Origin of the sequence: Sphingomonas sp. AAP5 (assembly GCF_004354345.1) — a bacterium.
Taxonomy (GTDB): domain Bacteria; phylum Pseudomonadota; class Alphaproteobacteria; order Sphingomonadales; family Sphingomonadaceae; genus Sphingomonas; species Sphingomonas glacialis.
Map to the genome: position 1 here is coordinate 200,957 of NZ_CP037913.1, position 13,562 is coordinate 214,518.

Sequence of the window (13,562 nt, forward strand, 5' to 3'; positions counted from 1 at the left end):
ACGCTCCGCGCCGTTACTCGACGGGCACCGCGGAAGCGGGCGGCCCGCCGGCCTGCGCCGCCTCGCACTGATAGACGATCTTCTCGTTCGGCCGTGCGGGCAGGCTCGTGCGGATCGCGGCCTGTTGCGAAGCGAGGTTGGCGCGTCCGGCTTCGTCGGGCGAGCACGCCTTGAGCGTCACTTGTGCGCGGATTTTGCGGATATCTTCCATCTGGTCGGACCCGAGGAAATAGCGCGTCGTCACATAGCTGCGCGTCGCCGGATCGAACTGCAGCACCGATACCGTCTGCTCCTGTGCGGGCACCAGGATGCGATCCCATTTGCTGCCATTCTCGGCATATTGCGTGCGGCCGTTCATGCAGCCCGCCTTGCCCCAGTCGATTACCGTGTCGGTCGTCGCCGAGGAGACGACGCGGCTGCGCTCGGGCACCAGGTGGCACACCAGCTTGCCGAGCGGCGCGCGCGACGACATCGGCGCGACGGGCGAGTCGATCTTCGCGGTTTCGCTGGGAGTGGCAAGCATCGGTGTCCCCGTCGGGCGCAGCAGGAACAGCACGACCGCGCCCACCATCATCAGCGCGCCGACCCCCCATGCCCAGATCGCCCCGCGCCGCAGCGCCTGCGCATCGAGCAGCCCGCCCGCGCCGATCGCCATCGCGCCGAGCACGAGCAGCAGCGTGGCGATCGCCATGACGTTCTCGCGGTGCCGATCGGCGGCGTCGCGCGCGGCGATCCAGGCGGCATCGCGCGCGACCAGCGCCTTGCCCGCGGCATCGCGCCGCGCGCCGTCAGCGAGCGCCGCGGCCTTGGCCTCGGCCTGCGCATCGACCTTGTCGATGTCGGCGATGCTCGTGCACGGCGTGCCGACCGCGGCATAGGGTTGCTTGGCGCGGATCAGGAAGGCGGTGAGCTCGCTATTGGCGATCGCGAAGCCGAAGCTCGAATCGCCCTCCTCGCCGCGCGTGATCGCCGAATTGACACCGATCACACGCCCGCACGGATCGAGCAAAGGCCCGCCCGAATTGCCGCGCGCGATCTGCGCGGTGTGGAGCAAAACGGCGGTCCCCGACATCTGCCGCCGCCCCGAAAACACGCCTTCGGACCGGATCGGCGAGAGGGGGTGGATGTAATCGACCGCCGATTTCGCGGTCGCCATGTCGACATTGCCGGGATAGCCGAGCGCGGTGACCATGCTCCCCTCGTCGACCGGCCCGGTATAGATCGCTGTGGTCGGGATCGGCTTGCCGGTGAATTCGATCAGCGCGAGGTCGTGGACGGTATCGAGCGCGATGACCTTGCCCTGATAGCTTTTCGAGCCCTCCGACGGCACGATGCCGATCACGACGTTGCCGGGATAACGCGCCAGCAGTTCGACGACATGCGCGTTGGTGACGATCCGGTTGGGCGCGACCGCGAAACCGCTGCCGTGACCGAAGCCGACGACTTCATCATCGACGATCGCGATCGTCACGACGCGCACGACCCCGCGCGCAGTCGCGGAGATATCGTCGGCGCGTGCCGGTGCTGCCGAGAGCAGTGCCGTCGCCAGCACCGCGATGACCATCGCCCAAGACCGCAGGAGGCAAAGGGCAAGGCTCTGGCGCGACGCGGCGCGACGGCCGCTGTCGGCGGGGAAGACGGAGGGCAGGCAGGACATGCCAACGATTCTGACAGGATAGCGCCGCGCGGGACAGGGGAAAGTGCGTGTCCGAGGCATTCGCGCGCTGGCCCGAGCCCGGGGGCGTGCCTTCAGCCAACACGGCGCCGACCGGCCAGCGTCACGCCAGCGGCTGGGAGCACGATCCGGTATGCCGGACATATGCGGACGGAAAATCCGGTCGCGCAAAGCCGCTACGAGGCCAGGATGCGGCTGTTCTTGGTCAGGGGAATCGCTGCTTCATACTGTAAAAGACCGGACAGGATTTTGCGAGCGAGCCAGCTTACGCCGTAGCGTGAGAGAGGTTTCGAAAGTTCGTCATGCTCGTCGATCGACGCTTTCCTGTCCCGGACGATGAGGCGTCCCGGCTCGACGCCCTGAAACGCTATGCGATCCTCGATACCGCGCCCGAGCCCGTGTTCAACGATGTCGTACGGATCGCGCAACGCGTGTTCAGCGTGCCATCGAGCGCGGTGTCGTTCGTCGACGACGACCGGCAATGGTTAAAGGCGCGGCGCGGAATCGATTTTGCCGAGACCCGGCGCGAGGACGCCTTTTGCGCGCATACGATCCTGTCGAACGCGCCGATGGTCGTCCCCGATGCGCTGGTCGATCCGCGCTTCAGCGAAAATGCACTGGTGGTGCACGCGCCGCACATCCGGTTCTACGCTGGCGCGCCGCTGACGACGCCGGGCGGTTTCAACATCGGCACGGTCTGCATCATCGATTCGGTCCCACGCGCGGATTTTTGCGCGCGCGAGCGGCGGCAATTGGCCGCGCTGGCGACGGTGGCGATGGCGGAACTCGATCGCCGCGCTCCGCCGGGCGACCAGCGCGGCTTGCTGCGCCACGGCGTCGCGCTGCACGGCTCGGTGAGCGGCTACGGGATCGTCCAGACGCTGGTCGAGATCGCCAACATTTCCACGCGCGGCGCGCTGATCCGCGGCAGCCTGCCGCCGCTGCAGCACCAGGGCGGCCTGATCCTGACGATCGGCAACACGGTCGTCGTCACGACGGTCGCCTGGTGCCGCAACGACACCGCCGGCCTCGCCTTCCAGAACCCGATCGACCCGATCCTGCTCGCCCGGATGAACGACCGCATCCTGGGCGGCGACCGGCGGCCCGTCGCGGCGGGTGAGCGGGCGCCGATCGCCGTGCCGCCGCCGCTGGCGTGAGTCGATCGCGTCTCGGCGCGCGTCAGCTTCCCGCCGGTTTAGCCGCCGTGGCGCCCCCCGCGCGGCGCTTCTCGAGCCGCTCGAGCATTTCGCGCGCGGTCTCCTCCTTGGCCCCCGCGCCGGCGAGCCGGTATTTCACCGACAGCTTGTCGTCGCGCGCCTTGTCCTTGGCGCTCTGTTCGCCGCTCGCGCGTGTCCTGAAGGCGAGCGGCCGGATCGTGTCGATCGCATCGTCCAGCATGTCGCGGGCCTCGAAATCGGACGCGACCATCCGCCGCAGCTCGGCGTTTTCCGGCATCGTGTCGAAGGCGGCGAGCAAGCCGTTCTGCGCCCCCGCAGGCGGCAGCACGCCCTGTGCGGTAAAGCTCTCATAATAGGCCTTGAGGATGCGGGGCGTGTGCGGCGCAAGCCGGTTGGCGGCGAGGATCGACTGGCGCGCGGCGGTCCAGCGCGCCGGATCGGTGACCTTGGCGACGCGTAGTCCCTCCACATCGAGCATTCCCTGGAACATCAGCGCGCGCGGATCCTGCGGCGCGACCTTCAGCCAATGCGCGACGGTGGCGCGCGCCGCATCGTGATGCTGGACGAGCATTTGCGCATCGCTCAGCACCGCAAGCGCCGACGGATCATCGGGATAGGAGGCCACGACGCTGCCGAGTCGCTGTTCGAAATCGGCGAAATTGGCAGCGGGGACACCCGCGCTCAGCCGGATCTGGAAGGGGACGAGCGCGCTTTGCGCGGGGCTCAGGGTCTGGACCGTGACCGGGCCGGGATCGAGCTTCTTGAACGGCAGATCGAGCACCTGATGGTTCCGCACCGCCGCATAGTCGCGCAATTCCGCATCGAGCGCCGAAACATTGCCGAACGCCTTGGTCGCCGCGGCCTCGAAGCTGCTGCCGTCGTTGATCGCCTTGAGATAGGCGGTCAGCTGGCCGGGCCGCTTCTGCGTCGTCGAGAGATAATGCACGAGCAGCCAGCCCTCGGCATAAAGCAGATAGACGTTGGTCACATCGCTGTACCGGCGGGCCGAGAGGACTTGCGAGATCGGTATCCAGGCGTTGTCGTTCAGCGACTTGTAGCGGTTCTCGAGCGGGATCCCGACCGTCGTTACATCCTTTGCGCCGATCTTGGTCGTGCCGTAATAGTCGGCAAAGCCCTCGATGTACCAAGTCGGGTAGGCGCCCGAAAAGTTATGGAACATGAACTGGTGCGCCAGTTCGTGGAACAGCACGACCTGCGCGAACGAGCCGTCATCTCCTTCGATCCCGGCGCGCGGCATGACGGTGTACGATCCGCGAATGTCGTCGTCATAATAGCCCGCGACGCCGCTGCTGGGGAACGGCATCGTGTCCTGCACCGCAGTCTGGCTGGGTACCATGAAGACGCGGATCGGCGTCGTATTCGGGGTCGTCTTGGCGCCGGAGATGACCCGCAGCACGTTCTCATACTTTTCGAGCCGCTCCGCCAGCGCACGCGCGCTCGTTTCGCTCCCCTCGGTATAGACGATGAAATTGGTCGAAGTGGCGGTCCGCCACGTCGCGCCGGCAGCGCTCGACGTGGCCGCCAACAGCGCCGCACATACCCATTTCCGTACCATGTTTCAGCCCCCGCCAAATGTCGCCGACCAGCGTATCGGGAGGGTGCTGGCACGGCAAGCTAGGTCATACGAAGCTGTACGGATCGACATCGACGACGACGCGCACCTTGCTCGGCCAGTCGAGCCCGCCGAGCCAGTCGCGCACGACGTCCTGCACCGCCAGCCCGCGCTTGGCGTGGATCAACAGGCGGAAGCGGTGCCGCCCGCGCAGCATCGCGAGCGGGGCAGGGGCGGGGCCGTAGACTTCCATCGCCTCGAGCTGCGGCGCAGCGCGGCCGATCAGCCGCGCGGTTTCGAGCGCCGCCTGCTGGTCCTCGCTCGACACGACGATCCCGGCGAAACGTCCGAACGGCGGCGCATTGGCTTCGCGGCGATGCTCGGTCTCGGCGCTGTAGAACGCCTCCGTGTCGCCCGAGACGAGCGCCTTCATCACCGCCGCGTCGGGGCTGTGCGTCTGGATGTAGACGTGCCCCGGCTTGGCGCCGCGCCCGGCGCGGCCGGCGACCTGGCAGATCTGCTGGAAGGTCCGCTCGCTCGCGCGCAGATCGCCGCCGTCGAGCCCGAGATCGGCGTCGATCACCCCCACCAGCGTGAGGTTGGGGAAGTGATAGCCCTTGGTCACCAGCTGTGTGCCGACGACGATGTCGATGTCGTGCGCCTCCATCCGTGCCACGAACTCGGCGGCCTTGGCGGGCGACCACATCGTGTCCGAGGTGACCACCGCGATCTTGGCGGTGGGGAACAGTTCGGTCACTTCGTCGGCGATCCGCTCGACCCCCGGGCCGACCGCGGCGAGCGTATCCTCGTTATGGCATTCGGGGCAGATCTTGGGGACCGGCTCGGTGTGGCCGCAATGGTGGCACGCGAGCCTGCGGACGAGGCGGTGCTCGACCATCCACGCGGTGCAATTGGGGCATTGGAAGCGGTGGCCGCAGGTGCGGCACAAGGTGAGCGGCGCGTAGCCGCGGCGGTTGAGGAAGAGCAGCGACTGTTCGCGCCGCTCCAGCGTCGCCTCCATCGCTTTCACGAGGCGCGGCGCGATCCAGCGGCCGCGTTCGGGCGGCTCGGCGATCAAGTCGATCGCCTCGATCGCGGGCATCTCGGCGGCGCCCCAGCGGCCGGGGAGCTTGACCTCGGCATAGCGGCCGAGCGCGACTTGCTGGCGCGTCTCGATCGCGGGCGTCGCCGAGGCGAGGATCACCGGGATCTCCTCGAACTTGCCGCGCATCACCGCGACATCGCGGGCGTGATAATGCACGCCCTCTTCCTGCTTGAAGCTCGTCTCGTGCGCTTCGTCGACGACGATCAGCCCGAGATTGGCATACGGCAGGAACAGCGCCGAGCGCGCGCCGACGGTGACGAGCGCTTGCCCGCTGGCGATGCCGCGCCACGCGCGCCGCCGCTGCGACTGGCGCAGCCCCGAATGCCACGCCACCGGCTGGACGCCGAAGCGCGCGGCGAAGCGCTTGAGGAAGGGCTCGGTCAGCGCGATCTCGGGGAGCAACACAAGGCACTGGCGGTTCTCGCGAATCGCGGCGGCAACCGCTTCGAAATAGACCTCGGTCTTGCCCGAGCCCGTGACGCCGTCGAGCAAGGTCGGTGCGAACGCACGCGCGGTGACGTCGGCGACGAGCGTGCCCGAGGCCGCGCGCTGGTCGGGCGAGAGCGCGGGTGCTGCGAAATCGGGATCGGGGGCGGGGAAGGGGCTGTCGATATCGACCTCGACCGCCTCGAGCGCGCCGACCTTGACCAGCCCGCGGATCACCGCGTCGGACACCTCGCCAAGCGCGGCGAGCTCGCGGATCAGGCCCTGGAAGCTGCCGATCTTTTCGAGCGCCTGCTCGCGCTGCGGCGTCAGGCGCGCAGGGACTTCGCCGGTCGCGCGATATTCGGTGATCGTCTTGCTGCCCTCGAGCGCCGAGGTCGATGACAGCGCCATCCGCACCACCGCTGCTGGCGAGGCGAGATAATAGTCTGCGGTCCATTCGATCAGCCGCCGCAGCGGCGCGGCGAGCGGCGGCACCGGCGCGACGCCGACGAGGTTACGCAGCCGATTGTCGCCGACTTCGGCGTCGGATGGCATCCGCTCGGGCTCCCACACCACGCCAAGCAACTGCCGCGGGCCGAGCGGCGCGACGACCACCGAGCCCGGCTCGACGCTCATGCCATGCGGCACGCGGTAATCGAGTGGGCCAAGCGCTGAGTTGAGGACGAGGACGCGGGCGCGGGACATGGAGCGCATATGGCGGGTTGGGGAGGCGGGTGCAAAGGGGGCGAGTGTTTCCAACCGGTTCGTCACCCCGGCCTTGTGCCGGGGTCCACCATGCCGCGAGGTTGCGGCAGGATAAGCGGCGTCGCGCCCGCGGCTGGGTAGACCCCGGCACGAGGCCGGGGTGACGGCGGTGGGTGAGGTCCGCTACACCCCCGCCATGCCAGACCTCCCCCGCCTCTACGCCGAGCACCTCGCGCGCGACCGGCGGCGTTCGGTCCACACCGTGCGCGCCTATGAGGCGACCGCGACGCGGCTGTGTGGGTTCCTCACCCAGCATTGGGGCGAGGCCGTAGACCGTCCCGCGCTCGCCCGGACCGACACCGCCGATCTGCGCGCCTTCCTCGCCCAGCGCCGCAGCGACGGGCTGAGCAACGCGTCCGCCGCGCGCGAACTGTCGGCGGTGCGCGGCTTCCTCGCCTTCGCGACGGGCGAGGGCACCACGCCGCGGCTCAAGGGCCCGCGCGTCAAGAAAGGCGTGCCGCGCCCGGTGTCGCCCGACGAAGCCGTCGCGCTCGCCGACGATGTGTCCGATGATGCCAGCGAACCGTGGATCGGCGCGCGCGACCTCGCGGTGTTGCTGCTGCTGTACGGCGCGGGCTTGCGCGTTGCCGAGGCGCTGTCGCTGACCGGCGCGGTGCTCCCGCTCGGCGCGACGCTCGTCGTGACGGGCAAGCGCGACAAGACGCGGATCGTGCCGCTGCTCCCGCAGGTGCGCGAAGCGGTCGAGGCGTATGTCGCGCTCAGTCCGTACGGCGCCGCGCGCGACGCGCCGATCTTCCGCGGCGCGAAGGGCGGGCCGCTGTCACCCCGCCTGGTGCGGCGCGCGGTGCAGGGCGCGCGGGTGCGGCTCGGGCTGCCCGATCGCACGACACCGCACGCGTTGCGGCATTCGTTCGCGACGCATCTGCTCGGGCGCGGCGCCGATCTGCGCGCGCTGCAGGAATTGCTCGGGCATGCGAGCCTCAGTTCGACGCAAATCTATACGCAGGTCGATGCCGCGCATCTGCTCGACGTCTACCGCAACGCGCATCCGCGGGCTTAGGCGCTTTTTCGTCACCCCGGCCTCGTGCCGGGGTCCACCGCTCCGCGCGAGCCTCGCCGGCAGGGCGCATATCCCGGTGGACCCCGGGACAAGCCCGGGGTGACGGTGGGGGAGGGCGCGCGGCCAAGCCCTAGGCGCGTGGCCTCCAGCGCAGCAGCCGCCACAGATAGCCAACCACGATCGCCACCGTCAGCGCGATCGCGGCAGGACCGATAAACCGATCGAGCTCGCGGAAATTGGCGCCGAGATAATAGCCGGCAACCGCCAGCCCGGTGTTCCAGATCGCCGAGCCCGCCGCAGTCCACAGCAGGAAGCGGACGTGCGACATCCGCGCCATCCCGGCGGGCAGCGACACCATCGTGCGAAAGGCGGGCATGAAGCGGAACACGAACACCACCCATTGCCCGCGCGACCGGAAGAAGGCCTCGAGCGCGACGACATGCTGCCAGTCGAGCGTCAGCCAGCGGCCATAGCGATCGACGAACGGCCGCAGCCGGTGATAGCCGAGCCGATAGCCGATGGCGTACCAGAAATAATTGCCGACGACGGTTCCAACGGTGCCCGCGACGATCAGCGGGACGAGCGTCATCTGCCCGCGCGCGACCGCGATCCCGCCCAGCCCCATGATCACTTCGGAGGGGATCGGCGGGAAGACGTTCTCGAGCACCATCAGCACGAAGATGCCGAAATAGCCGCCCCACGCCGTCAGGTTGACGATGAAGTCGGTCACTTACCTGACTCCCCTCCCGCTTGCGGGAGGGGCTGGGGGTGGGCACGCGCTCTCGACGCTAGCGCCCGCTGATAGCGCGCGCCCACCCCCGACCCCTCCCGCAAGCGGGAGGGGGGAAGAAGACGAATCACCCACGCGTCGCAACCCTGCGCTCGATCGCATCCCAGATCAGCCCCGCCACATCGGTGCCGTCGAAGCGCTCGATCGCAACGATCCCGGTTGGCGATGTGACGTTGATCTCGGTCAACCACTCGCCGCCGATCACGTCGATCCCGACGAACAGCAGCCCGCGCCGCTTGAGCTCGGGCCCGAGCACCGCACAGATCTCGCGCTCCTTCTCGGTCAACTCGGTCTTCACCGCCGACCCGCCGACCGCGAGGTTCGAGCGGATCTCGCCCTCGCCGGGCAGCCGGTTGATCGCGCCGGCAACCTCGCCGTCGATCAGTACGATCCGCTTGTCACCCTTGGCGACCGCCGGAAGGAACGCCTGCACCATGTGCGGCTCGCGCCACATCGTGTTGAACACCTCGATCAGCGCCGACAGGTTCGCGCCGTCCGACCCGACCTTGAAGATCGCCTTGCCGCCGTTCCCGTGCAGCGGCTTGATCACGATCTCGCCGTGCTGCGCGAGGAAGGCACGCGCCTCGTCGAGGCTGCGCGTGACGAGCGTCGGCGGCATGAACTGCGGGTAATCGAGTACGAACACCTTCTCGGGCGCATTGCGGACCGAGGCGGGGTCGTTGACCACCAGCGTCTTGTGCGCGATCCGCTCGAGCAAATGCGTCGCGGTGATATAGCCGAGGTCGAACGGCGGGTCCTGCCGCATCAGCACGACGTCGGCCTCGTCGCCGAGATCGAGGCTGACGGGTTCGCCGAAGCTGTAATGATCGCCGACGACGCGCTGCACGGTGACGGGATCGGCCTTGGTCCAGACGCGGCCGTTGGCATAGTTCAGGTCTTCGGCATTGTAGTGGAACAGTTTGTGCCCGCGCTGCTGCGCGGCGAGCATCAGCGCGAAGGTCGAATCGCCCGCGATGTTGATATGCGCGATCGGATCCATCTGGACGGCGACAGTGAGGGACATGTTCGACTCCTGCCGCTTGCCGTCACCCCAGCGGAGGCTGGGGTCTCTGTGGCGCGGGCGCTGCGCGTCAACCGCGAGATGCCAGCCTGCGCTGGCATGACGGTTGGGGCAAAGCGCATCTAAGGTGCCGAGCCTGCGATGTCACCCGATCCACGCATTCTCGATGTGGCGCGGCTGCGTGCCCGGCGCGAGCAGGATGACATCGACACGGATGTCGTCGCCCGGCGCGGCATAGGTCGGCATCAGATATTCGGCGGCGGCGGCGACGCGGGCGAGGCGGCGCTCGTCGATCGCGAAGTCGAGTTCGGCGGCCGTGGCGCGCATTTTGACTTCGACAAAGGCGACCAGCTTGTCCTTGCGCGCGATCAGATCGACTTCGCCAGCGGGGGTGCGCACGCGCCGCGCGAGAATCTGCCAGCCCTTGAGGCGCAGCCACCAGCCGGCCAAGCGCTCGCCGCGACGACCGGAGGCTTCGGCCGCTTGCCGCTTCGCATTCCCCTCCCGCTTGCGGGAGTGGCTAGGGGAGGGGATGTCGCGCGGCACGCCTGAACATGCCCTCCCCCAACCCCTCCCGCAAGCGGGAGGGGAGTAGGAGCCACTACGCCTTCAACTCCAGCGCCCGCGCGTAGAGCGTCTTGCGATCCAACCCCAGCGCCTTGGCGACCTCGCTCGCCGCCTGCCCGGTCGACAGCCGAGTCAGCGCCTCGGCGAGCGCGCTGTCGGCATCCGCCGCGCTCGCTGCTTCGGGCGCGCCGGGGCCTGCCACCACGACGACGATCTCGCCCTTGGGCGGCGCATCGGCATAGCGTGCGGCGAGCTGCGACAACGTCCCCGTCACCGCTTCCTCGAAATGCTTGGTGATCTCGCGCGTCACCGCCGCTTCGCGCTCGCCGAGCCCCTCGGCGAGCGCCGCCAGCATCACGCCGAGCCGCGGGCCCGATTCGTACAGCACCAGCGTCGCGCGTACCGCCGCCACCTCGGCGATCGCGGCGGCGCGCGCTTGCGCCTTTGACGGCAGGAAGCCGAGGAACAGGAAGCGATCGGTCGGCAACCCCGCGAGCGTCAGCGCCGCCACCGCCGCGCACGGCCCCGGGATCGTCCACACCGTATGCCCCGCCGCGCGCGCATCGCGCACCAGCTTGTAGCCCGGGTCGGAAATCAGCGGCGTCCCCGCATCGGACACCAGCGCCACCGCCTCGGTCCCCATGCGGGCGATCAGGCCGGGGCGGACATCCTCGGCATTGTGGTCGTGATACGGCGTCATCGGTCGCTTGACGCCGATATGGTTCAGCAGCTTGCCCGTCACCCGGCTGTCCTCGACCGCGATGATCGCGGCGTAGCTGAGGATATGCGCCGCACGCGGCGTGAGATCGCCGAGATTGCCGATCGGGGTGGCAACGATGTAGAGGCCGGGGGAAAGATCAGGGTTCATCGGGAGTGGTCATGGCAGAGCGGGATATGGGCGCGCAACGTCCCATCGGGTTTAAGCGGCTTTTGCGCGGGGCAGCGTTGGTCGGCGCGGTGCTGCTCGCGGGCTGCCAGACGGTCGTGCCCGGGCCCGGCCCATCGCGGCGCCCCCCGGCCGAGCGCCCGTCGCAGAGCCAGCAGCCTGCGGTCGAGCCGGGCATCCCGACCGATACGCAGCGCCACCGCGTCGCCTTGCTCGTGCCGCTCTCGGGCGCGAATGCCGGCGTCGGGCAGAGTCTGGCCAACGCCACGCAGATGGCCCTGCTCGATTCGCGCAACGAGCGCGTCCGCATCACCAGCTACGACACCGCCGCCGGTGCCGCGCAGGCCGCGCAGCGCGCGCTCGCCGATGGCAACCAGCTGATTCTCGGCCCCTTGCTCGCCGACGACGTCCGCGCGGTGACGCCGATCGCGCGGCGGGCGGGCGTTCCCGTAGTGAGCTTCTCGAACGATGCCACCGCGGCGGGCAACGGCGCGTATCTGATGGGCTATGTCCCCGCGCAGTCGATCATCCGCGTCGTCAAATATGCGCACGACCAGGGCGTGGCGAGCTTCGGCGGCCTCGTCCCCAACGGCGTGTACGGCGAACGCGCCTCGACCGCGTTCCTGCGTGCGGTCGAATCGGCTGGCGGCCGCGTCGGCGCGCTGCAGACCTATGATCGCGCGCCGGGCTCGATGACCGCGGCGATCACGCGGATGGCCAAGAGCGCACCGTATCAGGCGATTCTGATCGCCGATGGCGGCTCTGCGGCGGCGGCGGGCGTGCCGGTGCTGCGGCGCAACGGCATGGGCGGCGCGCGTATCCTCGGCACCGAATTGTGGAATTCGGAAAGTTCGATCGCGAGCAAGCCAGCGCTCGAGGGCGCGTGGTTCGCGAGCGTCTCGGACGGGCTGTACCGCCAATATGCCGCAAAATACCGCGCCCGCTTCGGCGCGGCGCCGTTCCGGCTGTCGAGCCTCGGCTATGATTCGGTGCTGCTCACGATCCGCATCATGCGCGACTGGCCGATGGGCGCGGCGTTCCCCGAGGACCGGCTCAAGGATCGTGGCGGTTTTTCAGGGATCGACGGTGCATTCCGCTTCGGCCGCGACAATGTCGCCGAGCGTGCGCTCGAAGTGCAGGAGATCCACAGCGGAACGACGGTGACGGTGTCGCCCGCGCCTGCTGGGTTCTGATGTTCTAAAGTCCCTCCCCTTCAGGAGCGCCAGGTGAACCGCGCCCCGCGCGGTTCAGGTCAGGCCGGGGGCCTGACCGACCTGGCGCTGGGTTGGGGTGGGGAAGTCACAAACGCCAGTCTCTGCGAGGCGTCCCCACCCCCTACCCTCCCCTGAAGGGGAGGGGCTGAGGACGATCAGCGGCAGGATCGCGTCGAGCAGCAGCATCCCTGCGTCGGTGACGCGCAGATGGTCGCCAGAGCGTGCAACCAAGCCCTGCGTTTCGAGCCGCGCCGCCGCCGTCCAGTCGATCAGCGCCTCGACTGTCGTCTCGCCAAGCCCTGCGATCCGCGCGAGATCGACCCCTTCGCGCAACCGCAACCCCATCAGCAGCGCTTCGGTCGAGCGCTCGCCCGGCACCAGCGGCTGCTCGATCTGCGCGCCGTGGCCGTTGCGCGCGACCGCGCCGATCCAGTTCTCGGGCTTCTTGTGCCGCGCCGTCGCGAGGCCACCGCGTCGCCCGTGCGCCCCCGGACCGACACCGGCATAATCGCGGTAGCGCCAATAGACGAGGTTGTGGCGGCTCTCCGCGCCCAGCCGCGCATGGTTCGAAATCTCATACGCCGGCAGCCCCGCCGCCGCGGTCGCCGTGCGCGTCGCCTCGAACAGGTCGGCCGCGGAATCGCCATCGGGGATCACGATCCGCCCCGCCGCCGCCTCGGTCGCAAAGCGCGTGCCGGGTTCGATCGTCAGCTGGTAGAGCGAGAGATGCTCGGTCCCGAACGACAGCGCACGGGTGAGCTCGGCATCCCAGGCGGCAAGCGTCTGGCCCGGCCGCGCATAGATCAGGTCGAAGCTGACGCGTGCAAACGCCGCCTGCGCGGTCGCGAGCGCGGCGAGCCCTTCGTCGACGCCGTGCGCCCGGCCGAGGAACACCAAGGCTTCGTCATCGAGCGCCTGCAACCCGAGCGATACGCGGTTGACCCCGGCGCGCGCGATGTCGGCAAAGCGCGCAGCCTCGACCGAGGAGGGATTGGCCTCGAGCGTGATCTCGATATCGGGCTCGGGCGGCCAATAAGCGGTCGCCGCATCGATGATCGCCGCGACCGTCGCGGGCGGCATCAGCGAGGGCGTGCCACCGCCGAAGAAGATCGACCCGAGCCGCCGTCCGGGCAGCGCCGCCGCCTCATACGCCAGGTCGGCGAGCAAAGCGTTGCGCCACGCCGCCTGGTCGACGCTCTCGCGGACATGGCTGTTGAAATCGCAATAAGGACATTTCGAGACGCAGAACGGCCAATGGACATAAAGCGCGAGCGGCGGCGTTAGCAGGGGCGTATCGGGGGCATTCATCAACCGGAGCCTATGGGCGTGTCGGGGAGATTA

General features: G+C 69.0%; 11 protein-coding genes. 3 read left to right on the forward strand and 8 right to left on the reverse strand.

All coding sequences use genetic code 11. The annotated features are described in order from the left end of the window. Positions 1–13: 13 nt before the first annotated feature. A complete protein-coding gene (locus tag E2E30_RS00880) occupies positions 14–1,564 on the reverse strand; it encodes a S1C family serine protease (protein WP_133191863.1) in 1,551 nt (516 codons plus the stop codon). Between the two features lie 413 nt (positions 1,565–1,977). On the opposite strand from E2E30_RS00880, the gene E2E30_RS00885 reads away from it, so the two are divergent. Continuing rightward, the gene (locus E2E30_RS00885) at positions 1,978–2,832 is read left to right on the forward strand and encodes a GAF domain-containing protein (protein WP_133186367.1); all 855 of its coding nucleotides are present in this window, start codon (positions 1,978–1,980) and stop codon (positions 2,830–2,832) included. Between the two features lie 22 nt (positions 2,833–2,854). Here E2E30_RS00885 and E2E30_RS00890 read toward each other — a convergent pair whose 3' ends face one another. Together E2E30_RS00890 and E2E30_RS00895 are read right to left on the reverse strand one after the other, a co-directional pair. Then, complete coding sequence (locus E2E30_RS00890) at positions 2,855–4,429, reverse strand: peptidase MA family metallohydrolase (RefSeq protein ID WP_133186369.1); 1,575 nt, start codon at positions 4,427–4,429, stop codon at positions 2,855–2,857. A 64-nt stretch (positions 4,430–4,493) separates the two neighbouring features. Beyond that, complete coding sequence (locus E2E30_RS00895; protein ID WP_133186371.1) at positions 4,494–6,662, reverse strand: primosomal protein N'; 2,169 nt, start codon at positions 6,660–6,662, stop codon at positions 4,494–4,496. A 196-nt stretch (positions 6,663–6,858) separates the two neighbouring features. Here E2E30_RS00895 and E2E30_RS00900 point away from each other — a divergent pair, with 196 nt between their 5' ends. Beyond that, positions 6,859–7,743, forward strand: a complete 885-nt coding sequence (locus E2E30_RS00900; RefSeq protein ID WP_133186373.1) for a tyrosine recombinase XerC — start codon at positions 6,859–6,861, stop codon at positions 7,741–7,743. 130 nt (positions 7,744–7,873) lie between these two features. Here E2E30_RS00900 and E2E30_RS00905 read toward each other — a convergent pair whose 3' ends face one another. The 4 genes from E2E30_RS00905 to rsmI form a co-directional block, all read right to left on the reverse strand. Beyond that, positions 7,874–8,473 carry a DedA family protein gene (locus tag E2E30_RS00905; protein ID WP_133186375.1) on the reverse strand — a complete coding sequence of 200 codons (600 nt, stop codon included), beginning with the start codon at positions 8,471–8,473 and terminating at the stop codon, positions 7,874–7,876. Between the two features lie 127 nt (positions 8,474–8,600). Continuing rightward, entirely contained in the window at positions 8,601–9,557 is a 957-nt protein-coding gene (gene gshB, locus E2E30_RS00910; protein ID WP_133186377.1) for a glutathione synthase, read from the reverse strand. Between the two features lie 141 nt (positions 9,558–9,698). Beyond that, positions 9,699–10,004: a YraN family protein gene (locus E2E30_RS00915; RefSeq protein WP_322162496.1), complete on the reverse strand. Its 306-nt coding sequence runs from the start codon at positions 10,002–10,004 to the stop codon at positions 9,699–9,701. A gap of 151 nt (positions 10,005–10,155) precedes the next feature. After that, on the reverse strand, positions 10,156–10,989 hold the full coding sequence (gene rsmI, locus E2E30_RS00920; RefSeq protein ID WP_133186379.1) for a 16S rRNA (cytidine(1402)-2'-O)-methyltransferase: 834 nt from the start codon (positions 10,987–10,989) through the stop codon (positions 10,156–10,158). Between the two features lie 11 nt (positions 10,990–11,000). Here rsmI and E2E30_RS00925 point away from each other — a divergent pair, with 11 nt between their 5' ends. Next, a complete protein-coding gene (locus tag E2E30_RS00925; RefSeq protein WP_206365620.1) occupies positions 11,001–12,200 on the forward strand; it encodes a penicillin-binding protein activator in 1,200 nt (399 codons plus the stop codon). 54 nt (positions 12,201–12,254) lie between these two features. Here the strand turns inward: E2E30_RS00925 and hemW are convergent, their stop codons facing one another. Further along, the gene (gene hemW, locus E2E30_RS00930; RefSeq protein ID WP_240699000.1) at positions 12,255–13,529 is read right to left on the reverse strand and encodes a radical SAM family heme chaperone HemW; all 1,275 of its coding nucleotides are present in this window, start codon (positions 13,527–13,529) and stop codon (positions 12,255–12,257) included. Between the last annotated feature and the right edge of the window lie 33 nt (positions 13,530–13,562).